17 protein-coding genes are annotated in these 23,354 nt (G+C 39.3%); 10 read left to right on the top strand and 7 right to left on the bottom strand.

Annotation, left to right across the window (positions count from 1 at the left end; all coding sequences use genetic code 11):
- Window positions 1-12: 12 nt before the first annotated feature.
- Window positions 13-1,080 (top strand): S-methyl thiohydantoin desulfurase family protein, encoded by a 1,068-nt coding sequence (locus ABD734_RS04310; RefSeq protein ID WP_344701754.1) that lies wholly within the window; start codon window positions 13-15, stop codon window positions 1,078-1,080.
- Between the two features lie 17 nt (window positions 1,081-1,097).
- Complete coding sequence (locus ABD734_RS04305) at window positions 1,098-2,657, top strand: hydantoinase/oxoprolinase N-terminal domain-containing protein (protein WP_344701752.1); 1,560 nt, start codon at window positions 1,098-1,100, stop codon at window positions 2,655-2,657.
- A gap of 122 nt (window positions 2,658-2,779) precedes the next feature.
- Here ABD734_RS04305 and ABD734_RS04300 read toward each other — a convergent pair whose 3' ends face one another.
- From ABD734_RS04300 to ABD734_RS04285, 4 genes are all read right to left on the bottom strand, one after another.
- Window positions 2,780-2,962, bottom strand: a complete 183-nt coding sequence (locus ABD734_RS04300) for a hypothetical protein (RefSeq protein ID WP_344701750.1) — start codon at window positions 2,960-2,962, stop codon at window positions 2,780-2,782.
- 10 nt (window positions 2,963-2,972) lie between these two features.
- Window positions 2,973-3,950, bottom strand: coding sequence for a hypothetical protein (locus tag ABD734_RS04295; protein ID WP_344701748.1), 978 nt, complete (start codon window positions 3,948-3,950; stop codon window positions 2,973-2,975).
- A 203-nt stretch (window positions 3,951-4,153) separates the two neighbouring features.
- Window positions 4,154-5,485, bottom strand: a complete 1,332-nt coding sequence (locus ABD734_RS04290) for a 5-methylcytosine restriction system specificity protein McrC (RefSeq protein WP_344701746.1) — start codon at window positions 5,483-5,485, stop codon at window positions 4,154-4,156.
- The gene (locus tag ABD734_RS04285; RefSeq protein ID WP_344701744.1) at window positions 5,475-7,685 is read right to left on the bottom strand and encodes an McrB family protein; all 2,211 of its coding nucleotides are present in this window, start codon (window positions 7,683-7,685) and stop codon (window positions 5,475-5,477) included. The genes ABD734_RS04290 and ABD734_RS04285 overlap by 11 nt, the downstream gene beginning before the upstream one ends.
- Before the next feature lie 303 nt (window positions 7,686-7,988).
- Here ABD734_RS04285 and ABD734_RS04280 point away from each other — a divergent pair, with 303 nt between their 5' ends.
- The 5 genes from ABD734_RS04280 (at window position 7,989) to ABD734_RS04260 (ending at window position 16,302) form a co-directional block, all read left to right on the top strand.
- On the top strand, window positions 7,989-10,553 hold the full coding sequence (locus ABD734_RS04280) for a type I restriction-modification system subunit M (protein WP_344701742.1): 2,565 nt from the start codon (window positions 7,989-7,991) through the stop codon (window positions 10,551-10,553).
- Window positions 10,550-11,758 carry a restriction endonuclease subunit S gene (locus ABD734_RS04275; RefSeq protein ID WP_344701740.1) on the top strand — a complete coding sequence of 403 codons (1,209 nt, stop codon included), beginning with the start codon at window positions 10,550-10,552 and terminating at the stop codon, window positions 11,756-11,758. Before ABD734_RS04280 ends, ABD734_RS04275 begins: the two co-directional genes overlap by 4 nt.
- Before the next feature lie 12 nt (window positions 11,759-11,770).
- Window positions 11,771-14,857 carry a type I restriction endonuclease subunit R gene (locus ABD734_RS04270; protein WP_344701738.1) on the top strand — a complete coding sequence of 1,029 codons (3,087 nt, stop codon included), beginning with the start codon at window positions 11,771-11,773 and terminating at the stop codon, window positions 14,855-14,857.
- Window positions 14,858-15,253: 396 nt separating this feature from the next.
- Window positions 15,254-15,814: an SAV1803-related protein gene (locus tag ABD734_RS04265; RefSeq protein WP_344701736.1), complete on the top strand. Its 561-nt coding sequence runs from the start codon at window positions 15,254-15,256 to the stop codon at window positions 15,812-15,814.
- A gap of 137 nt (window positions 15,815-15,951) precedes the next feature.
- Window positions 15,952-16,302: an ion channel gene (locus tag ABD734_RS04260; RefSeq protein WP_344701734.1), complete on the top strand. Its 351-nt coding sequence runs from the start codon at window positions 15,952-15,954 to the stop codon at window positions 16,300-16,302.
- Between the two features lie 99 nt (window positions 16,303-16,401).
- Here ABD734_RS04260 and cls read toward each other — a convergent pair whose 3' ends face one another.
- The 3 genes from cls to ABD734_RS04245 form a co-directional block, all read right to left on the bottom strand.
- Window positions 16,402-17,883: a cardiolipin synthase gene (gene cls / locus ABD734_RS04255; RefSeq protein ID WP_344701733.1), complete on the bottom strand. Its 1,482-nt coding sequence runs from the start codon at window positions 17,881-17,883 to the stop codon at window positions 16,402-16,404.
- Window positions 17,884-18,122: 239 nt separating this feature from the next.
- Window positions 18,123-19,472 carry a dihydrolipoyl dehydrogenase family protein gene (locus ABD734_RS04250; RefSeq protein ID WP_344701732.1) on the bottom strand — a complete coding sequence of 450 codons (1,350 nt, stop codon included), beginning with the start codon at window positions 19,470-19,472 and terminating at the stop codon, window positions 18,123-18,125.
- A gap of 96 nt (window positions 19,473-19,568) precedes the next feature.
- A complete protein-coding gene (locus ABD734_RS04245) occupies window positions 19,569-20,078 on the bottom strand; it encodes a cupin domain-containing protein (RefSeq protein ID WP_344701731.1) in 510 nt (169 codons plus the stop codon).
- A 527-nt stretch (window positions 20,079-20,605) separates the two neighbouring features.
- Here ABD734_RS04245 and ABD734_RS04240 point away from each other — a divergent pair.
- The 3 genes from ABD734_RS04240 to ABD734_RS04230 all read left to right on the top strand — a co-directional run bounded on the left by ABD734_RS04240 (window position 20,606) and on the right by ABD734_RS04230 (window position 23,219).
- Window positions 20,606-22,744: an LTA synthase family protein gene (locus ABD734_RS04240; protein ID WP_344701730.1), complete on the top strand. Its 2,139-nt coding sequence runs from the start codon at window positions 20,606-20,608 to the stop codon at window positions 22,742-22,744.
- Between the two features lie 94 nt (window positions 22,745-22,838).
- Window positions 22,839-23,009, top strand: coding sequence for a hypothetical protein (locus tag ABD734_RS04235; protein ID WP_344701728.1), 171 nt, complete (start codon window positions 22,839-22,841; stop codon window positions 23,007-23,009).
- A 114-nt stretch (window positions 23,010-23,123) separates the two neighbouring features.
- A complete protein-coding gene (locus tag ABD734_RS04230; RefSeq protein WP_344701726.1) occupies window positions 23,124-23,219 on the top strand; it encodes a type I toxin-antitoxin system Fst family toxin in 96 nt (31 codons plus the stop codon).
- Window positions 23,220-23,354: the final 135 nt, after the last annotated feature.

Below are 23,354 nucleotides of genomic sequence, written 5' to 3'. Positions count from 1 at the left end.
GAGGGTGAAATTATGCGTTATATTGGGAAAGATGAAATAGAAAAAATGGCAATAGGTGCAGCTTTATTAGGTACAGGAGGCGGCGGCGATCCATTTATAGGTAAATTGATGGTACTGCAAGCAATTGAAAAATATGGGCCCATTCCATTAATAGGCGCAGAGGAATTGAATGATGAGGATCTGGTGGTCCCTTCAGCAATGATGGGTGCTCCAACAGTCATGGTGGAAAAGGTTCCAAGTGGGAATGAATCCATAACAGCATTTACTGAATTGGAAAATTACCTGGGTAAGAAGATTACAGCAACTATGCCGATTGAAGCGGGTGGTGTGAACTCTCTACTACCGTTCGCTCTCGCAGCTCGTGCAGGATTGCCTGTAGTAGATGCGGATGGAATGGGCCGCGCATTCCCGGAACTTCAGATGGTCACGTACTATCTGGATGGAATAAACGCTTCACCAATGGTTTTAGCGGATGAGAAGGAGAACTCAATAGTACTAAATGCCATAGATGGAATGTGGACAGAAAGGATTGCTCGTGCAGCTACGATGACTATGGGCGGGTCATTATTAAATGCAATCTACCCGATGACAGGAAAGCAGGTTAAAGAATCTTCTATACTTAAATCATTAACCTTCGAAGAAAAATTAGGAGAAATAATAATGTCTTCTAAAAATCCGATTGAAGAACTTGTTGAATTAACAAGTGGTTTTATTTTATTTGAAGGAAAAATAAAAGATGTAGAGCGGGCGACAGATGGCGGTTTCGTTAAAGGTATGGCTATGTTCGAAGGTCTGAATCGATATCAATCATCTGAGTGCTCGCTTAGTTTCCAAAATGAAAACCTTATCTGCTTAGTCGATAATGAACCTAGATGTCTTACACCAGATCTCATTACTGTACTTGATGCTGAAACTGGTATGCCGATTACAACTGAAGGATTGAAATTCGGTATGCGGGTTGTGATTTTAGGCATGCCATGTGATCCAAAATGGAGAACTGTCAAAGGTATAGAAACAGTTGGTCCAGCATATTTTGGCTATGAATATGAATATCAAACAATAGAAACGCTAAATCAATAAGGATAGGAGCTTTTTAAATGAGATATAAGCTAGGAATTGATGTGGGTGGAACTAATACCGATGGTGCAATACTGGATTCTAATATGGAGGTAATCACTGAGGTTAAATACCCTACAACGAACGATATTGAAAGTGGTATTGTGGCCTCTGTAGAACAGCTGCTTTCTAGTTCAGGTATAGACAAGTCCCTTATTGATTATGCCATGCTCGGGACCACCCAATGTACCAATGCAATAGTAACCCGGAAAAATTTAAACAAAGTGGGGGTCATACGCATTGGGGCACCAGCTGGAACAGCGATTGAACCCATTTACAGTATGCCGGATGACTTAAAAGAAATCATTGGTCAATATATCTACCAAGTGAGAGGGGGCCATGAGTTTAACGGAAATCTGATTACTGACCTTGACGAAGAACATTTGAAAGATATTGCGGAAAACCTTAAAGGGAAAGTGAATTCTATTGCCATCACTTCAATATTCTCACCAGTAAATAAAGAGCACGAAGTACGTGCTAAGGAAATAATTGAAGACATTATTGGAACAGATGTTGCATTTTCGCTTTCTTCTGAAATCGGGAGTATCAGCCTACTTGAGCGTGAAAATGCTACTGTATTGAACGCTGCTATAATCGATGTAGCCAAGCGTACGACAGAAGGATTCCAAAAGGCACTGGAGAAAAACAATGTGGAATGTGAAGTTTATTTTTGTCAAAATGATGGAACATTGATGTCGAAAGAATATACTCTTAAATACCCAATACTGACTGTAGCCTGTGGACCCACCAACAGTCTAAGAGGTGCCAGTTTCCTTTCCAGTCATGAAGATGCGATTATAGTAGATATAGGTGGAACGACTACGGATATAGGTGTAATTCATAATGGATTCCCGAGGGAATCTTCACTCTCAGTTGAGTTGGGTGGAGTACAGACCAACTTTAGAATGCCTGATATCTACTCACTGGGTCTCGGCGGGGGCACTATAGTCCAAGTATTTGAAGGTGATTTCAAAATAGGCCCAGATAGCGTTGGATATAAATTAACAGAAGAGGCAAAAGTATTTGGTGGAGATACTCTTACGGTGACGGATATTGCTGTAGCAAAAGGTAAACTTGAATTAGGAGATTCCGAAAAAGTTCAGTATTTGGAAAAAGAGTTAGTAGATCGTATCTATAACAGGATTATGGAAATGATTGAAGAAGCGATAGAGAGAATGAAGACAAGTGAACAAGAAGTTCCTGTGATTCTAGTAGGCGGGGGCAGTGCCCTAATTTCAAAGAAGATTGAAGGGGCTAGTGAAGTAATTAATCCCCAAAATAGTGGAGTTGCCAATGCAATCGGATCCGCTATTTCTGATATAAGTGGAGAAATTGAAAAAATATACAATGTTGACCCTGCAAAGCGTACAGAAATTATAGCTGAAATCAAAGAATTTGCCATTAAAGAAGCCGTGAGGGCTGGTGCTGATGAAAGAAAGACAGAAATAATAAGTTTTGAAGATGTCCCACTTGCCTATCTGCCAGGTAATGCAACAAGAATTAAAGTTAAAGCAGCCGGACCACTAAAAGAAGAAATGTAATAAATTATAGTGGATAGAAGGAATTAGATCATCTATGTACTTCTGAACTCGATTTACAATGATTAAAAGATTCACTATAAAAGAACAAAGCAGAGTTATATGACTCTGCTTTGTTTTTAATGTTATTTGATGATAAATGGTTCTTTTTTATCATTTTTTTTCTGCTGATATTGTTTTTTTTGTTCTATTGTTTTACGACGTTTCTCAATTTCTTCTCTAGACACATTATAGCCCAATCTCTCATATCTTTTCATAAGCTCATCCAAATGAGGATTAGTTGAGTATGTTACTCTTTTTTTATTCATAAAGATCCTCCTATTCATTAATCAATTTTCTGTTTCTGAGTTGGGAGAGGAATTCGTGATAATATTCATCAGGGTCTTTTTTATATATAACTTCGCCTTTGCTATGAAAAGTAAATAAAAATATTATTTTCTCATTAAAGATATTCTTAGTAATTATAGAATAATAGTTTCTGCCCTGTTTATTTCTATTGATACCTTTATACTCAAAGGTATCAAAGATACTTTTAATTAAAAATTCATTCTTAATAATACTTTCCACTAGCTCAGTTCTACGGTTAGAGTTATCAAATTTATTATAAACCATATCATTGATGGCCTGGACATAAGCTCCTGTGAGAGAATCTTCCGTTGCATCTTTTACAACTTGTTGTTCTATGATATTTAATAGTGGAAAAACGTTGTAGTCATCCTTGAACTTTTTCATTCTACTAATCTCTTCTATTTTATTTGCTTGATAATTTAATAATTCCTCGTCATCTTTAGTGTGTTTTCTTATATTTATTATTTTATGAAGTCTTTTCAAATCGGATTTTAGGAATGTATAGTTTCCTTGCATCATTACATTTAGATTGTGTCCGATTTCGGTGTAACCTACGACATAATTGATACGAACATCAATTTTATTTCTTTTTGTTGGATGTATGCTATATTTATACATTTGCACATTGAAGAGATTGCTATCATATTTTACAAAGTCCTCAAACAGTTTAATATAAGCTTTCTCTGTTTCCAATTGAGTCAATCTCTCGTAACTTTGAATCATTGTTAAATGATGATTTTCTACTTTTTTATTTAAGTCACGATTGGTCTGGTTAATAACATCTGTATATAATATTAATAGTATTAAAGCGAGAATTAAACAGAATATCACCAAATTGCTTCGATTTTCTATTGCATCAGGAAAGAATATAGATATGCATGTCACTAAAGCGAGAATAAAGGCAAGTGTGTACCCTGGTTGACTAAGTGTTTGAAATAACTTTTTCACTCTTCTCAGGATACCCCCTTTTATAACTATTGTTTCACTCATTATAATACTATTTTTAGTGAAAGTGAACTGTAACTTGACTAATGGACAGTTAATAAATAACATTCTTGGAGTTTTTAAATTAACTTTTATTCGTGATATAGAATAGTTTCATGCACAGTCAACAAAAACACATTCTAAAGAGTAAAGGATAGAACGCTTCATCAAATAGAAGGAATAGGAGTGATTATCCTATTTCTTAATTTCACTTCTTCTTCCATCATATTTTCTTCAAAGTTCTTAAAATCACGCGCTTGGCTCGGGATTCGAATGCCTGATTTAATTATATTTATTCTAGGTTCTCTTATTGAAGCTTTTTCTATGCCGCTTAATAAGGACAATGTTTTGTCTTCATTATTATTTAACGTTTCCTGGAAAGGATAGATGAAATACCCCTCAGCTGCTTCAAAGCGATACATGTAAGCGACAAGCTGTAAGTAGTCTCGGCCATGAATGTTTCTATTAGGCTTATACTTAGCATCTGCGACTCTCGGTTGCATCTCATTCCTACTTATAAAATCGGGGTAAATCAGTCCATTGCCAGCATTGAAGAGATAATGGCGTCCAAGGCCTTTCGTATTTTGAGGGTGCAGAAATTGATCTCCGATTATTGTATTTACATACTCCTCAAACAACCAAGCCCCGTCAAATAGGATGCCATAGACTTCATTATTTGAGTGCTTCCTGAAATGAGAGGATTGTATTCTCAGTATCGCAATGCACAACCTCTGTAAAGCTTGATATTCAAAGAAATATCCGTGCCGTATTGGTTTCCTGATGTTCTGATGGATAATCTTCGACATATGCTCGGAATCGAATTGCAGTGAATTTTCTTCAATGACGCGTATATTTTCTTTTGTAGTGTCATTCATGTAGAGGACTTTTCTCAAGTCACGTCTTCTTTTAATGAATTCTATCGTATATCTGATCAAATGGATCATATGGTTTTCATAACTGAATTCCCGTGTATTATAGGCCACTTTCCCTAAGAAAGGGGTGTTCTTTTTTAAGTGTCTTTTGAAATCAATGGCGCCTTTGATGTTAGTGTCATTATGATGATGCACTTTATATTCCTTATAAAGTCCTTTTTTCATTGCGTTATTTAAAAATTTGGGGAAGAGGGGAATGAGCAGCTCTAAGAAACCATTCTGAGCTTGCATATTAACCTCAGTATCGATGACGTTCATATTCAAAACTTTTTTCAGCATATAATAAAAGAAGTAATCATTTTCTGAATCGAATCTTGAACCGATGAAGAGTCGTTCATTTTTATAGCCGATAACGCCCATCACGTTTGTGGTTCTGATGTCGTCAGTATTCGCCATCATTACAAAACGAGATGCATCCAAATCATCAGATTCACTGACTTTTGGTGGAAATAAAAATAAGTTTGAAGTCTCAAGTTCCTCAATATCCTTATTGGCGATTTTATCTATGAATGCTTTACTGATGCTCACATCAGCCGATGTAGTCATTGTATTGTCCTTAGTTTTCATAGTCGTACTCCACGTGATCACCATCATAGGCTGCCTTGAGGTCAGACAGTATACTCTGTTCATCAAAGAATCCACGAACATACTCTTCGAGTAATGGTTCGAGATAATCTTGCCACAATAAACCATAATCATAATTAATATCTTTAAGCTTCAGGAAATAGCTGGGACCAATGTGATAATGACTGTTCAAGCCTTCTACTTCAGATATCGCATCATTCAATCTATGCATATGCTTGATGGCATTTTCATGATCAGTAAGATTATCTATCAGCATATCCGCTTGAGTTTCAGCAGTTATTTCTATGAAGCGGAATCGTCTCCGCATCGCAAAATCAAAACTTTCCACACTGCGGTCGATATCATTCATAGTCCCGATGATATATAGATTTTCTGGTACATATAGGAAATCATCCACAGCATTTATGGAAGAGTATTGGGTTTTGACCTTACCTTCTTCACCCCGATACCCCGGATCGATCGCAAAGAACAGTTCTCCAAATATTTTTGAGATTTCCCCACGATTGATTTCGTCAATGATCAGAACGAATTTCTCTCCGCTGTTTTTGCCTACTATAGCCTTTTTAATAAATTTCTTAAAGACCCCGGGAATGATTTCATAATGCATTTCTCCTGTCTTAGCATCAATAGTGGGTCTATATCCCTCCACGAAATCCGTGTAGTCATAACTTGGATGGAACTGTATAAATTCTATATTGTGTTGATGGTTCTGATCGAGCGACTTATATGAGAGTGTTTCCCCGCCGCTCGCAATCTCTGCTGCAATATTTCGTGCGAGGTATGTTTTACCGGTGCCAGGCGCACCCCTTAAAATCACATTTTTGGCAGAGATTAGCTTTTCGGCATATTCGGACTTGGGAATATCTGCCGCTTTAGTATGGGGAACTTCAGCACTTACAACTGCCTCTTCATCTGACTCACTTAAAGATAACCATGCGTGTAATGAAAGCTCAGGGAAGCTGCGATATTTGTAGTTGCCACTTTCGAAAGAATCCTGGGCTGTTTTTATGATGTCAATGTACTCGTTTCCTGTTGGCACTTTCTTAAGGGTGCTGAACTTCTTATTGAATTCAGTTGATATATTCTTTGAATGCGCTATAAAATCTCTATTTACGCTATCTAAGTTAATGAATGCGTATGGACGTATCCAGTAAAGGCCCATTGTTATATTCCACTTGATTCCTTGTTGATTCGTAACTGTATCAAAAGCTTGGATGAATGCTTCTTTATGTGTTTCAGTGGGGTCTTGATCATAATCCAAAGCAGCAATGAATACCTGCCATAGGTTGTCTATGTCCCCATCTTCTCTATCTCCCTTGAAATAATAGAAAGTCGCGGCCATGTTCACGACAACAGGCACACCTGCGAATGATTTCGGGGTGGGTTGTTCAATTGAGAACGTCTCCTTGAAGCCATTTATAATTTTGATTCTGTTCTTGTCGGTGATTCCTTTGTTGAACAAACCAAAGATGGTGAATGGATCGATATCAGTCAGGTCATACTCTCTTTCGAGTCTGGGAAGTTTCATTCCTATTTCATCATAAGTACGCTTAATTTTTTCGATCAATGTTTTTCTATCGTTGACATAATTTCGCAGCTTATCAGCAAAGGAATGATAAAAATCAATCCAGTCATACATATTATTCTCATGCGAGTTTTTATATTCTTCGTATTGCGCCTCAGTGAAATATTTATCTCGCCAATACTCATCATGTAGGAAAACACTATAATCCTGCTCAACATCATTTATTGCAAACTCTATCAATAGACTGTTCCAATAATCTTTATAATCAATCATCCAGATGGCTTGTCTTTGTGTATAGAACAACCATTCCTTTTTAGTGTTCCGATAATCTTTGAGCCAGTCGACTTCTACAGTATGACCATCTCCGAGATTGTTTTTAATGATTCCAACTGCCTTTATGCTCATGACTGAAGTATGTACATTGTTAGGATTGAAAAATGGGAGGTCGTGTTTACGGGTGTAGGTAGACTTAAGTACGATATAGTCACCTTCACTCATTTGGTCATAGTAAGTCCGCATCGTTTTATATTGCGGTTCCTCTTCATTGCCTTCCCAACCAAGCTGCCACTTATTATTGTTGATGAATTCATCCGTATAATCAACTTCGCTAATAGTCGTACCTACAAAGAAAAAGTTTTTATCCTGATAATTATTCATTGAGTGCCTCCTCAGCATGATGGTCTTTTTTTCATCTTACCATACGGGTTATATTTACGGTTAAGCTTAAATACACTCCAGTTTAATCACCTGAAACGTTGAAAAGGCTGGAAATTCCTTTGTTAAAATCAATAGAGCCACTCTTAACCTAATTCCATATATAGTACAATGGTAATAACTTGCAACAAATCAAATGCAAGAAATGAAGGATGGATTATTAAATGCTTTAAACATATATATGGAGCAATGTTAATATAGAGATATTAAATTAAAATTAGAAATTAATATTCAAGGAGAATTCAAATGATTACATCAGATGAGATAAAAAGAAGACTATGGGATGGCGCAAATGATTTGAGAGGTTCAATGGATGCCAGCCGCTATAAGGATTACATGCTTGGGTTGATGTTCTATAAATTTCTAAGTGATCAGACGCTGGAAACGTTTAAAGATACGAGTGGAGAAACCGAATCAGATAAAATGAAGCTTGTGGAATCATATCGCGAAGCGCATCAAGAATATGGGGAACAATTGACCAATATGATTGGCAATGTGTTAGGGTATTATGTTTTACCGGAATACCTTTATCAAAATTGGATGGCAGATATCAATAATGGGGACTTCGAAGTCCAGAAAGTAATTGATAGCTTAAATAATTTTGAGCGGACTATCGCAGTGAGTGGAGATTCAGATGACTTCAAAGGGTTGTTTTCAAACTCCACATTGGATTTATCAAATACCGCTCTAGGCAGCACCTTAAACGAGCGCAGTAAAAATATTAAAAAACTCATATTGTTATTTGCTGACTTGGACATGGTGGCTCTGCAAAAAAGAGATGTATTGGGAGATGCCTATGAATACTTGATCGGTCAGTTCGCTATGGAATCCGGTAAGAAGGCAGGGGAATTCTATACACCTAGGCAAGTCAGTGAAGTAATGGCTCAAATAGTCGCTCAATCTTCGAATATTAATTCAATATATGACCCGACTGTTGGTTCGGGTTCTTTATTGTTAACTGCGAGGAACCATCTCTTGAAAGACGACCAGAAATTATTGAATTATTATGGTCAGGAAAAAAACACAGCGACCTATAATTTAACGCGTATGAATCTATTGCTGCACGGCGTGCGTCCTGAACGTATGACAATCCGTAACGGAGATACTCTGGCAGAAGACTGGCCAGAAGACCCAGATCAGCCGAGTGAAGGTGTGCAGTTTGATGCTGTCGTTATGAACCCACCCTATTCCGTAAAGAACTGGAACCAATCAGATTTAAAAGTCAGTGATCCAAGATTTGAAGTGGCAGGCGTGTTACCTCCTGACTCTAAAGGAGATTATGCTTTCTTGCTGCATGGCTTGTATCACTTGGGTCAAGAGGGAACGATGGCGATCGTATTGCCCCATGGCGTGTTGTTCAGGGGTGGAACAGAAGGCCAAATCCGAAAACGACTTTTAGAGAAAAATTATATCGATACCATCATTGGGTTGCCGGATAAATTATTTACCAATACAGGCATTCCTGTCACTGTCATCATCCTAAAGAAAAATAGAGCGCTCGATGCACCTGTTCTGGTGATTGATGCCTCCCATACTTTCACTAAGGAAGGTAAACAGAATGTATTGAGGGAAAAAGACATAGCCAGACTCGTTGATACTTATGTAAAGCGTAGTGAAACAAAAGGATATAGTCATCTGGCGACACGCGAAGAGATTATTGAAAATGAATATAACTTAAATATTCCACGCTACATCGAATCGGTTGATGAAGAAATTCCACATGATGTGGATGCCCATCTATTTGGCGGTATACCGTATAAAAACATTAAAGATCTGCATGTCCTCCAATCAACGGTGCCGCATGTAATCGAAAACGCCTTGGAAGAGGTACGGACCGGTTATGTTCAGCTAAAGCATGACATTGATGTATTAAAGGAAAGTGTTTTAGAAGATAATGCTGTATTGGAAAAATCTAAATCATTAGAAGGCAGAATTAAATCGTATCAGGATAAGTATTGGGAATTACTCAAATCAGTGAACGACGTCAATGACATTAAAGCGATTCGAGAAGCAATGCTCGATGAAATTAAAGAAATCTTATCAGAATTCGACTATATAGATGAATATGACGGTTACCAAATTATTGCTGACATTTGGAGTGAAACATTAACTGAGGACGCAGAAATCATTGCAGTAAGCGATTTTTATGAAAAAGGCCGTAAACGCGTGCCGAATATAGTAACAAAAGGCTCAGGCAATAAGAAGCGTGAAGAACAGGACGGATGGATCGGCAGCATAGTACCCAATGACCTCATTAGAACGACTTTGTATAACGAAGAATTGGTGAATATTGAAACCAAAGAGACGAGGCTTCAAGAGGTTGAGTCAGAACTAACAGAACTTGTTGAAGCGGCTAAAGTTGAAGAGAGTGATGAAGAAATTGCGTTAAGCGATACTCTAAACGAAAAGGAAGATGCATTTTTAATCGGCTCAGTCAGAAATGAGCTGAAAGCAGTTGAAAAAGAGAGCACGGATCATGCATTACTTAAAAATATAGAAGAGTTATTAAATGAACGTACAAAACTTAATCGAGACGTTAAGAAATTAGAAACAGAGTTAAAAGAAATGACCGAAACTCGTATAGAAACACTAACAGATGAAGAAATCGACACATTAATGTATGAAAAATGGTTTGGTTCAGTCATTTCGAAAGTCAATCGTCTGCTTGAAATCCCATTAACTGAAGAACTCGTAGTCTTAGAACAACTACAAGACCGTTATTCAGATACACTGGATGCCTTAGAAGCAGAAAGTGAAGAGTTAGAAAAAGAACTTGAAGTCATGATGGCACAAATGGTGGTGAGTGGATGATTAAGCAAGAGCAATTAGTACCAAAGAGAAGGTTTGAAGGGTTTAATACGGAATGGAAAATATGTAAGGTCAAAGAATATGTTGAATTAGAAAATGGACATGCTTTTAAAAGTGAATATTTTCAATCTAATGTTACAAAAAAAATTGTACTGACACCTGGAAATATTAATGTAGGTGGAGGATTTCAGATAGATAAAGGCCATTATTATGATGAGCTTGCAGATTATCCAAAAAAAACAGCAATGAAACCTGGAGATATATTTGTTACAATGACAGATTTAACACCAACAGCTCAAACTTTAGGGTTTCCGGCTATAATTCCTGATGACGGTAATGTATATTTACATAATCAACGTCTTGGAAAGTTAGTGAATTACGATTTAGATAAGAGTTACTTGTTTAATTTATTATGTACCAAAAATTATCATAATCAAATTGTTATGACAGCTTCAGGAACAACTGTAAAACATTCATCTCCACAAAGGATTTTAAATAGCTTAATTAGTGTTCCATCAAAAGAAGAACAACAAAAAATCGGTGAGTTCTTCAAATATCTTGATGAAATGATTGCTCTACAGCAACAAAAAATTGATAAAATAGAAGACTTAAAGTCAGCTTATCTTGCTGAAATGTTCCCTACAGAAGGTGAAAGTGTACCGAAAAGAAGGTTTGAAGGGTTTACGGAGAAATGGATTAGTTCTAAGTTTGAAAACATAATTAACATGCATAATAATTTGAGAATTCCAGTCACTGCTTCAAAAAGAATAATAGGTTACACCCCATATTACGGTGCTAATGGAATACAAGATTACGTTAAAGGAAGTACTCATAATGGAGAATTTGTTTTAATTGCTGAAGACGGCGCCAATGATTTAACAAATTATCCAGTTATATATGTAAATGGCAAAGTATGGGTCAATAATCATGCGCATGTAGTTAAAGGAAAAGCAGATATTGTTGATAACTTATTCTTAGTATCGAGAATGAAATCTATGGATATATCAAAGTGGTTGGTAGGAGGAGGGAGAGCAAAACTAAATGCAGAAATATTAAAAAGTATTCAAATCAAAATACCAGATTATAAAGAACAACAAAAAATTGGTGAGTTCTTCAAACATCTTGATGACATGATTAAAACGCATGAACAAAAACTAGAAAAGCTCAAAGCAACTAAACAAGCGTACTTACATGAGATGTTTGTGTAAAGGAGGGATGACATGCGTAGGACAGGCAAAAATGCGTCAGAGCATAATTTCCAAGAGAAATTTGTGGCAGAGCTAAAAAAATTTAAGTGGATGGCACCAGACTCTTTAAACGGGAATAAACAAAGAGTCACTGTGGATGATCTAGTGGCGAATTGGCGTAACGAACTCAACCGTATTAATGCGGATCAGTTAGAGGGAGTGCCTTTGACTGATGATGAGTTCCAACAAGTGATGACCAAGGTGAATCAGATATCGAATAGTTTTGAAGCTTCAAAACTACTTGCGATGGAAGCTTCTAAAGGGAAGATTGATGGGATTTATCGGGATGCCCACGAGAATGTAACGAGAGAACAAATCACACTGACGATATTCAAAAAAGCTGAGGTGAGTGGGGGAGACTCAAGCTATAAAATTGCCCGTGAAGTCGAAAGTCCCAATGGCAATCGCTTCGATTTAATCCTGCTGATCAATGGACTGCCGCTTATTAATATTGAACAAAAGCGCTCTGATAAAACTTTGGACGAAGCGTTCAGACAATTTAAACGCTATTATCAAGATGGCGAATACACGCATAACTTCATGGTGTTTTCACAAATGATGGTGACGACTTCGGAAGTGGCAACACGCTATTTTGCGACGCCGAAGTCTATCCATGAATTTAATCCTGCCTTTGTCTTCCACTGGGCCGATAAAAACAATATACCAGTCAATGATTGGGAAGAGATCATCAGCCAATTTCTTATGATACCCATGGCTCATCAAATGGTCGGAGACTACCTGGTGATTGATGAATCACTAGAGGAGCACAATCAACGTCACATGCTCATGCGTCCTTATCAGGTTCATGCCCTGCAAGCTGTTGAAGCAGCGGCTTTTGGTTGGGATAATGACGAGGGGTTATCGCATGGAGGGTATGTTTGGCATACCACAGGATCTGGTAAAACCATCACAAGCTTTAAGACCGCTTTGTTTTTATCAACTCGCGGAGCATACGACAAGGTCGTTTTTTTGCTTGATCGGAGAGAGTTGGATCAACGTACGAGTGAGAATTTTAAAGCATATGCCGCTTATGAACCAGTCTCTGTAGACGACACCCAGCATACATATCAACTCAGAAAAACTCTGCATTCATCTGCCCGTGGCATTGTTGTCACAACCACGTACAAGTTGAACAACCTGGTAAATGAATTGATTGAGAATCAAAATGATAGGTTGAGCCAGAAAAGAATAGTATTCATCATTGACGAAGCGCATCGGACAACGATGGGAAGCATGATGGCTACAATCAAGAATTATTTTAAAAAGAATGGATTGTTCTTTGGATATACTGGCACGCCATTATATGAGGAAAATAAATCGACTGGAATGATTGACCAGCATAGTCAACTCATCGATACGACAGAAAAATTGTTTGGTCCCGAACTCCATAAGTACACGATAGATGAAGCAATTTCTGATGGTAATGTATTGGGGTTCCATGTGGATTATATCAATACAGGCGAATTTGAGAGTTACGAAAGTTTAAGGGATATGATAATTGAGGACGAGAAATTAAAAAAGCCAGATAGACAAGGCAAAGATATTGAACGTTCCGTCCAAGGACTATCTGAATTGCAGGTTGAAAAGGACGCCAGCAAAAGGAAAATATTACAGTATAACGATAAGACTCACATTCCAAGGGTAGTGACTGAAATCCTTTCTAATTGGGAAGGGCAATCACAAGGAAGAAAGTTCAACGCTATTTTAACAACCCGATCAAAAAAACATGCTATTAAATATTTCGAAGAATTTAAAAATCAAATGGAGCCTATGGACAGACCATTAAATATTGCGTTGACATTCAGTTTTGGTGGGGACGAAGAACGTAACCCTGTCGACCCTGATGTAGTGGATTGGATGTTTAATGACTATGCTTCTTTTACAGGGGTCAAATTCAGAAAAGATGATTTGCAGCATGGTGAAAAAGCTTATTACGAAGATGTCGTGACCCGTGGGAGTCGGGGAGGAAGCGGACGGAGTAGAAAAAATATTGATCTTCTGATTGTGGTAGAACAGCTTCTGACCGGATATGACTCCCAACTTTTAAACACGTTATATGTAGATCGGTCTCTTGAATTGCATGGACTGATTCAAGCCTATTCCCGAACAAATCGTGTTCATGGCCCTGACAAAGAATTTGGCTCGATTATAAACTTCCAGTACCCAAGGATTACAGAGGAGAAAGTTGACGAGGCACTGAGGCTTTATGGTACAGGTGGTACAAGCAGCAAAGCCATTGTCGACGACTACAAAACAGCTGTAGAAAAATTAAATATAGCAATGAGTGAAATGAAGACAAAGATGACCGATCCTACCACATGGCAAGAATTTCAAAATGATGAAGACGCCAAAAATGATTTTATAAAAGCATTTAAACAAGTCGCAAAACAAATGCAGGTGGTAGAACAGTACTATCAATTTGAATGGCGTAATGACGATTTTGGCATAGATGAAAATACATGGCTAAAATATATAGGCGCTTACAGGAACCTGGTTTTTGAGGAAGGGGAGCCTCCAGATGAGACAGAAGCTGTAACGCCCCTTCTTGGTAAGACAAAACTTGTGCGTACACAAGTTATTGATGCCAACCATATTCTTGAATTGATTGGTGAGAAGACCAAATCTTCTGAGGGTAGGCAACAAGTCGATGCTGAAACACTACGTATCATCTACCAACAGATTCAAGAATTAAGTGATTTAGGAGATTATGAAAAAGCTGAATTGATAAAAGAATTTGTCACAACAGAATTGGAACCAGGTCATGTACCGACAAATATAAGGTTTGATGAGGCATTTAATGAATGGAAGAATAACAAAAAGAAACAAGCAATCTATGAAATCTCCAAAAATTGGGGGATGGATTGGAATATTTTTGAGAAGTCGGTAGAAGAGTACTCAAAAACAAAGCCTGATGATGTGCCTTTTATTCATGAGATAACAAGAATGTCAGATTTTTCGAAAGCTGAACAGCCATTAGGAAAAAATCAATTACAGCATAATATGGAGTTAACGAAGGAACTTCCTAAAGTAATTCCCAAAATAAAAATGAAATATGATTGAATAGGCTACATTGATTGCTGATCAGAGTGATTTTTGAAAATATGTATTTTAATTATATTGTGACGACATCCTTAAAGAGGCCCTTTATTATAAAGGGTCTCTAAATTATTGATTTCCTATTGAATATCCGATAATGATACGTCCTTATTAATAAAAAGAAGAACTATTATAGCGGAAGGCTTCATTATAATCTAATATGTTATTATTTATGTGAATAACAACTTTATATTTAAAATGTTGGGAACTAAAAGGCGGAAGCACGGCTTCAGCAATAAGAAAAAGGATATAATGCTCTATAATGAAGAATATATCAGGTTCCACAAGAGTTGATGGATTTTGCTATAAACATGAGTGATTATGTGGAATTTATGTAATAAAACGAGGTGAGAATTAAAAATGGGAAAAAAAGACGAGTATTTTGCTTTGCTTTCTAAAACCTATAATGAAGCAGTAGAATTTCTGCTTGATAAATATGGTGCAGCAGAAGACGATTACTATAGAGAAAAATCGTATGGGCGATTCTTAAATGGAGAAATAAAAAGTATTGCAAAAGGGAAGTTTTCGAGATCGCTTGAGGGGTTAGAGTGTCATCACATTTCGGAAAACAAGTATTTAAATATGACAAATGGGGGATTCATAAGGAGACAAAATATACCTTTTGAATACCATAAAAAAGAAAACTTGGTGTTCTGTGATATTGTTGAACATGCTATACTACATACTTTAATTGCTAAAGAAACATCGTTAGAATTTGGATATCCAGGGTATAAAGAATTTTTAAGACCTAAAATAGCGGACTGGTATGTTAAAAAAGATATTCCTCAAAAAAGCAAATGGCATATCGCCTGTTACCATAAAGCTTATTTAACACCTGAGGAAGCGCTTGATTTATTAGAGGAAATGGACGGCATATTGTCAGTTGAACAAAAAGTAATTGATCAAGCTATGAGAAGATAAAAAATTAAGTTTTGCAAAGCATTTAATTATTAAATCATGATACATTATCATTTCCATCTCGCCAATCAACGCAAGAAGGTACTTACGTGTTTACTTTAACAGGGAACAGAAACTTAAAATGGAGATAATATAAAAATATGATTTCATTCTTTTTAACCGCATTACGCTTATTGAAAGCCATCGGCAAAGCATTCGCACGTCCGGCGTTTAAATCCTTATTGTTCACGCTCTTCCTGATTCTTTTGTCGGGGACATTATTTTATACTGGCGTAGAAGGGTGGGGCGTGTTGGATGCGATCTACTTTGGAGTGGTGAGTCTGGTGCCGAGCAGCGTGGATATAGGTATGGCACCCGTCACCAATTCAGGGAAGATATTCACCATGATGTACTTGGTGGTAGGGGTTGGCGTAATGGTCAGCATGCTTGGCATGATCGCCAAGGAAGTCATCGACTTTAAACCTGAGAAGAATAAAGACAATGTTAATTGATTGGATTTCTAAGTATATGAAAGCACCCCTAAAGTTGAGTTCTGACATTCAACTTCAGGGGTGCTTATTAATGTTATTAAGTTTTTTATAATCGTACTTCTAAAGTATTGGCGACACAAGCTGCGCGAATCCTTCTTTCACTTTGATCCAATTGCTGCGGGCTTTATATTTTTCTTCAGTGAGCAGAGTGGCATCCTGAATATCAGCTTCGTATATCTCACGGTAATGCTTGGCCTGTTCTTTATCATATATGAAGGCATTGACTTCAAAGTTCAATGAGAAGCTTCTGACGTCTACATTCGTTGTACCGATGCTGAGGACTTCATCATCCACCATAACGACCTTCTGGTGGTTGAAGCCTTTTTCATAAGTATGGACGGTTGCGCCCATTTTGACCAGTGTGCCGGCATTGGAATATGTTGCCCAATAGACGAAGGGATGGTCCGGGAAGCTTGGAATCATAAGGTGGACCTTGACCCCACTTAAAATGGCAATTTTCAATGCTTCGAAGAAGGCTTGGTCTGGGATGAAATAGGGTGTTTGGATATATATGGAGTCTTTAGCGCTGTGTATCATTTGCATATATCCATATTTAATCTGCTCCCATTCCTCATCAGGTCCACTGGTGACGATCTGGATCGGTTTTTCACCGTGGGAGGGTATTTCAGGGAAATAGCGATCTTCATTGTCTATGCGATCTCCGCCAGGCTGCGAATTCCAATCCAGGAGGAAACGAAGTTGAAGCGATCTGACCGCATTCCCCTGTAGTTTTAAATGCGTATCGCGCCAGAAGCCGAACTTCTTATCCCGTCCCAAATACTCATCGCCTACGTTGAATCCACCAACGTATCCGATCTTCCCATCAATCACGACAATCTTTCGGTGGTTACGGTTGTTCACACGTGGATTGATTAATGGAAATATGCTGGAGAAGAATGATTTGGCGTCCCCGCCTTCTTTTTTGAGCGTGCCAAAACTTTTTAGATTAAGGCCACGGGACCCCATGTCATCATAAAGGATTTTGACCGTGACGCCTTCCTTCTGCTTTTCGAGCAGCGCATCATAGAGCGTCTGGCCGATGCCATCCAATTTTAGGATATAGTATTGGAAGTGGATGTGGTCTGTTGCGTTGCGGATGTCTTCAAGCAGGGAATCGAATTTATCCCGGCCGTTTGTAAATGTCTGGATGCTGTTGTTCGTCGTCAGGAAGGACTGGTCGTTATAGAGCAGCATGTGGATCATCTGGTGATATTTTTTTGTGGTTTCGTTCGGAAACTTAAATGATCCATCCTCCAGGGATTCCAGTTGATTTTCAACAAGATGGGACATGCCCAATTTCTTATCTTCTGGAATGGCGAATATGCTTTTCCTGTATATGGTGCGGCCAAACAGCATGTACAGGATGAACCCTATGATGGGCAGGAAGAATAGAATCAGCAACCATGCCCAAAGGCTTTGTGCATTGCGCCGTTCAAGAAAGACAAGGCTGATCGCCAGCAGAATGTTTAAAATGATGATGACTGTAGTGATGATGCTGAGAATATAAGTATCAAATATATAATCGAAGAAAAACCAGTCCATTTATCCACCTCGTAATCATTTTGATGTCACTGAAATCCTCTGCGCATTATATCATAATAAACTGTAGAAGAAACTGCATAGTGCATCGAAAGCGATGGCGTCACGTCTCAATCAACTGGAAGATAAGAAGCAGCTGGTTAATCTGCAGAAATAAAAAACAAATCTCCCCTAATCTACAAAGGTAGGTTGGGGGAGATTCATGTTTGATGATTTTTTTATATTGGAACAGATTCAGTTTTTTAAAGCATGGAACCGAGATCAGAAGCAGCGGTAGGATAGGCATACGTCATCTGTTTAAGGTCCTCTGTCTTCAGCTTGAACTGGATCGCTGTGGCGAAATGATTGATGAGTTCATCCGCTTCCCGGCTGAGCAGGTGGGCGCCGAGCACCTGATCGGAATCTTCATCGATGATGATTTTAACCATTGCGTACCTTTCATTTGTCCGCTTGTAGGTGTACCATTCCGAAGTATCAATTTTATTGACTCTGACGTTGTACCCTTGTTCTCTGGCCGCTTCTTCCGATAACCCTACTGCCGAGAGTTTGGGCAGTGAAAATACAACACTTGGCATCACGTCGTAGTTTGGTGTGCGCTGATTGCCGCCGAGTAGATTGGCAGTCACGACTTGTGCTTCCATGGAGGCGACCGGAGTCAAGGGCAGCCCTTTTGTCGCGGCTGCATCTCCCGCTGCATACACGCGGGGGTTGCTGACACTCTGTAGATATTCATTGACGGAGACGCCTTTTTTCTCCCAATCCACATTTCCCTTTTCAAGGTTCAAATCATCGATTTCAGGGACACGGCCTGCGCCATGGACGACGAGATCGCCGTCCAGTTTGAAGGATTCGTCCTCTTTAATGCCTTCGACCGTAAAGGCCGCCCCTGTCTTTTCAATGGATTTGACTTCTGTGTCCAGGTGGATCTGAATACCGTTTTCTTCAGAACTTTTCACCAGCAGGTCGACAAGCTCCGGATCAAAGTTCTTAAGTGGCTGCGCCCCACGTTGGATGATGTGCACTTCAGCGCCGGCACGGGCTGCGATGTGGGCGAATTCGAATGAGATATATCCGCCACCGACAAAAATTATTTTTTCAGGCAAGGCATCGAGTTCCAGAAACTCATCACTGTATGTCAGATGCTCAATCCCTTCGATTGGCAGCTCGACCGGCTTTGCACCGCTCGCAATCAGAATGTGCTTGCCTGTAAGCTGATCTTCTCCAACTTGAATCGTTTCTTCATCTGCAAATGATGCCCGTCCATGGAACGTATGGATCCCTGCCTTATGCAGCTTCTTGACTGTTCCGTCGGGCACCGGTTCTGTAAATGTCCGCTTGAACGCCATCAGTTCGGACCAGTTGATGGTTGCACCGGGCACCACGCCTTTGCTGCTCATTCGTTCCACACCGTCAATCATCTCTGCCGCCCCTACCAGAACTTTTTTTGGATCGCATCCTCTTAAAGGACAAGTGCCTCCGTAGGGCCGAGAATCTATCATGGCCACTTCCCATCCCGCTTCCCTGCATTTCATTGCTGTAGAGGATGCAGCGGGCCCTGTACCGACTACCACCAAATCAAAATTCGTTTTCATTATCAGACAGCTCCTATTCGTTTTAAATGATTTCCTACACATCTTCTCTAAAATCAGGGTGTTTAAACTTATATGCCTTCTATTTTCAAATCGGCATCATCGTATCCAATGGTCAAAGAGTGGACCGTCCTGGCCGAATACGGGATCGTCATCGGGGAGTGGGACGTGTGCGATATTGTTGATTGTTTCAGGCCTTTCTTCCTGTTTACCGTAGCACATATCAAAATCGGCACCGCCCGGATAGGCGCCGTAGTTGGCATAGTCATCACTTGCTTTGATTCTTTTATGGCCATAGCCGGCTGGCAGGATGATGACGTCGCCTTTCTCCGCTTCAATCGTTTCACCTTGCGCACCGCCCAACTGCAGTGTGGCAGAACCTTCTTTGACCGCAAGCACTTCATGGGTGTTGCTGTGGTAGTGGTGGAAAGGGTGGACGGACCCGAGCCACTCCCCGGACCAATCATTGGAGTTAAGTGTGGCGGGAATGTCATCACCATCTTCAAATACGCTCTTATAGATCAACAGGGGAAAGGTGGGGTGGTTGGGTATCTTGCCATCGTCTTCTAACTTTATCGGAATGACTTCAATAGCTTCAGCACGTTTCATCTTCATCCCTCCATATACTGATTACTATCCTTTTACCGCTTCTGTCTGAAAATACCCCTTTCCTTTATCTATCAATCCATTTCACAGTATTCCATGCACCAGTCGCGCTAATTTATTATTGTCGTGCCAAGCGACTGACTCGTAGAAATCGCTGTTGGTAAACAGGTAAGTTTTGCTTAAAAACCACATTTTGTTATATAATAAAGAGTATTGATAAAGTCTGTTCAATATTTGTAAAATTCTGATATTTTAGCGAAACGAATGAAATCATCTATAGAGACTCTACATAAGGGATAATGCTTCGTTGAAGTGGATGAAGTAACTGTCCATATATTGGCGTTAAGTTATCGCAACTCTTGATATTAAAGCGTTTCAACTTTATTTAGTGCCCGTCATCACCCCCTCGACGTTATTTGCGGGATAATCTTATATTCTACTCTATCTTAATTCGCTATGGATCATCTGTATAGAACCTTTATGATTCATTGGAGGTTAAGGGACAAGGTAGAGAATGAGGAAGTGAAAACATGTCAAACATAAAAGAGTTATTGAATAGACGCTATGGATATTTCATCCTATTCCTTTTTCTATTCTGGTTGAAAACATACATGGCTTACTGGATTGAATTCAGTCTGGGCGTATCCGGTATATTCGAACACATCATTTTGTTCATCAACCCGATTGCGACGGGCGTCATATTGTTGTCCATCGCACTATTTTTCAACAATCCTGTGTTAAGGAAATGGGCAATGTTCACAATATTACTGTTCATGTCCATATTATTATATGCGAACATACTATATTACAGGGAATTCGCTGACTTTCTGACGTTTAACATCGTATCGGGCACCAACAATGTGACCGGCGCCTTATTCACTTCCACATTTGAAATGATGCGGGTCTGGGACGTGTTATATTGGGTCGATCTCATGTTGTTTGGCTATCTATTCTTCTATAAAAAGGAGACACCGCTCGCTGAAGATAGGAAAGAATATAAGAGGCGTACTAAAGCCTTCGTTACATTAGTGGGTGTCCTACTTTTGGCAGGGAACCTGATATTGGCGGAAATTGATCGCCCTCAATTATTAACGCGCACTTTTGACAGGAATTATATCGTTAAATACTTAGGCTTGAATTTCTTTACCGGTTATGATGTTTTCCAAGCATCGCAAAAAAGCCAAATGCGAGTGAGTGCCGACGAGTCAGATTTAGCGAAGGTGTTTAACTTTTCGGCCGAAAATCATGCAGCGCCAAACCCAGAATATTTTGGGGCGGCAGAGGGCCGTAATGTTATTATGATTGGATTGGAAAGTGTGCAGCAGTTTTTAATTGATTACGAGCTGGAAGATGAATATGGTGAAACTCACGAAGTCATGCCATTCCTTTCGAGTCTATATGACAATGAGGCCTCATATAGTTTTGAGAACTTTTTCCATCAGACTGGCCAAGGCAAGTCATCAGACGCTGAAGTTTTAGGGGAGTTGTCATTGTATGGTCTTCCTCAAGGCAGTATGTTTCAATCATTGGGATCCACAAATACATTCCATTCAGCGCCAAATATTCTAGCGCAGCATGGGGGCTACACCTCAGCTGCTTTTCACGGAAACGTCGGCTCTTTTTGGAACAGGACGGATACTTACCAAAGTTTCGGCTATGACTTCTTCTTTGATTCCGAGTTTTATGATGTGTCCGGAGACAGATCAATGGAATATGGCTTGAAAGATAAATTATTTTTCCATGATTCGGTGGAGTATCTTGAACAGTTGCCTCAACCATTCTACTCCAAGTTCCTTACCGTCTCTCATCACTTCCCTTATCCACTGGACGAGGAAAATGTGGAGTTTCCAGCTGCCCAAACCGAGGATGGCACAATCAACAATTATTTCGTTACAGCACATTATGCTGACCAGGCTTTGGAGGAATTTTTCAATTACTTGAAGTCAAGCGGCTTATATGAGGATTCGATCATCGTCATGTATGGTGACCATTATGGTATTTCCGAGATGAGAAACCCGGCATTGGCACCTTTAGTGGGTGAAGATCCGCAGGAGTGGAATCAATACCATGATACTCAAATGCAAAGAGTGCCGTTCATTATGCATGTCCCCGGCGTTGAAAATGGTGAAGTGTTCGACACATACAGTGGTCAGGTGGACATGCTTCCAACCTTAATGCATCTACTCGGCATGAAAACAGATGGCTATCTATTTATGGGACAGGATATTTTATCAGAAGAACACGATAATACCGTCCCACTCAGAGATGGACGTGTGGTGACGCCGGAATATACTTTCTTAGGAGAGGATATCTATGATACAGAGACAGGGGAGGCGCTGCAGGATCAATTAACCGAAGAAGAATTGGAAGAGCTTTATCGCTATAGAGATAATGCGAGAGAAGAATTAAGCCATTCCGACGAAGTTCTGATGAAAGATCTTCTGCGTTTCTATAACCCTGAACCTCTGGATGGATTGAAAGAAATCGATTATTTATACCGTGATCAATTAGAGATCCTCGAAGAGCATCCAGAGAAAGACACGAGCCTGATTGAACAAAATGGTGGGGGATCGAGCATGGAACTATATGAAACAGATGCACCGGAGCTTGAAGGATCAGGAAGTGGTGCACCATATGACGGGTATAATCCACCCAGTCCACCGGAATGAATCAGGTCAAAACTAAATAAGAATATTGGAGATTAAAACACTATATATTTATATTTAAAGGCCCCTTCAGAAAAGTATCTGAAGGGGTTTTTATATGGCATCATCATTTCTCATATCATACGACTCGAACGTTAATGACACGAGTGAAGCATTGGAGTCATTCGTCGAAGCCTATGAAGGGACAGTCATCCTGACTTTGCATGATAAGTATTTTGTGGAAAGGACGGCGGATATCGTGTACCGGACTGAAGAGGGGAAGGCTTAAAATTGTAGATTGGATAGTATCCGGCATCAATAAGGAAAGGGTGTATCTATGATAAAATGATGGCAGTCATCTGGTCCACTTCCGTGCTGTGGCAGCATGGAAGGAGGTGAAGTCATGTACAGCACCCTATTTGAAGTTTTGGTTGCACCTGTCATGACAGGTGTAGCCCTCACGTTGTTCGCCTATTGGCTCGAGAATCGTGATGACTGACCAGATGACGCAGTCAATACACCAAATAAAACCCCCAATCTACTGGCATAGATTGGGGGTTCGGTGTTTCATGTACAGCATCCTATTTGTTAATTGTATTATAACACTATTACCTTCGGGAATCCAGTGCAATGG

Source organism: Salinicoccus jeotgali (assembly GCF_039538805.1).
Classification (GTDB): Bacteria; Bacillota; Bacilli; order Staphylococcales; family Salinicoccaceae; genus Salinicoccus; species Salinicoccus jeotgali.
This window is presented reverse-complemented; position numbering and strand designations above follow the sequence as displayed.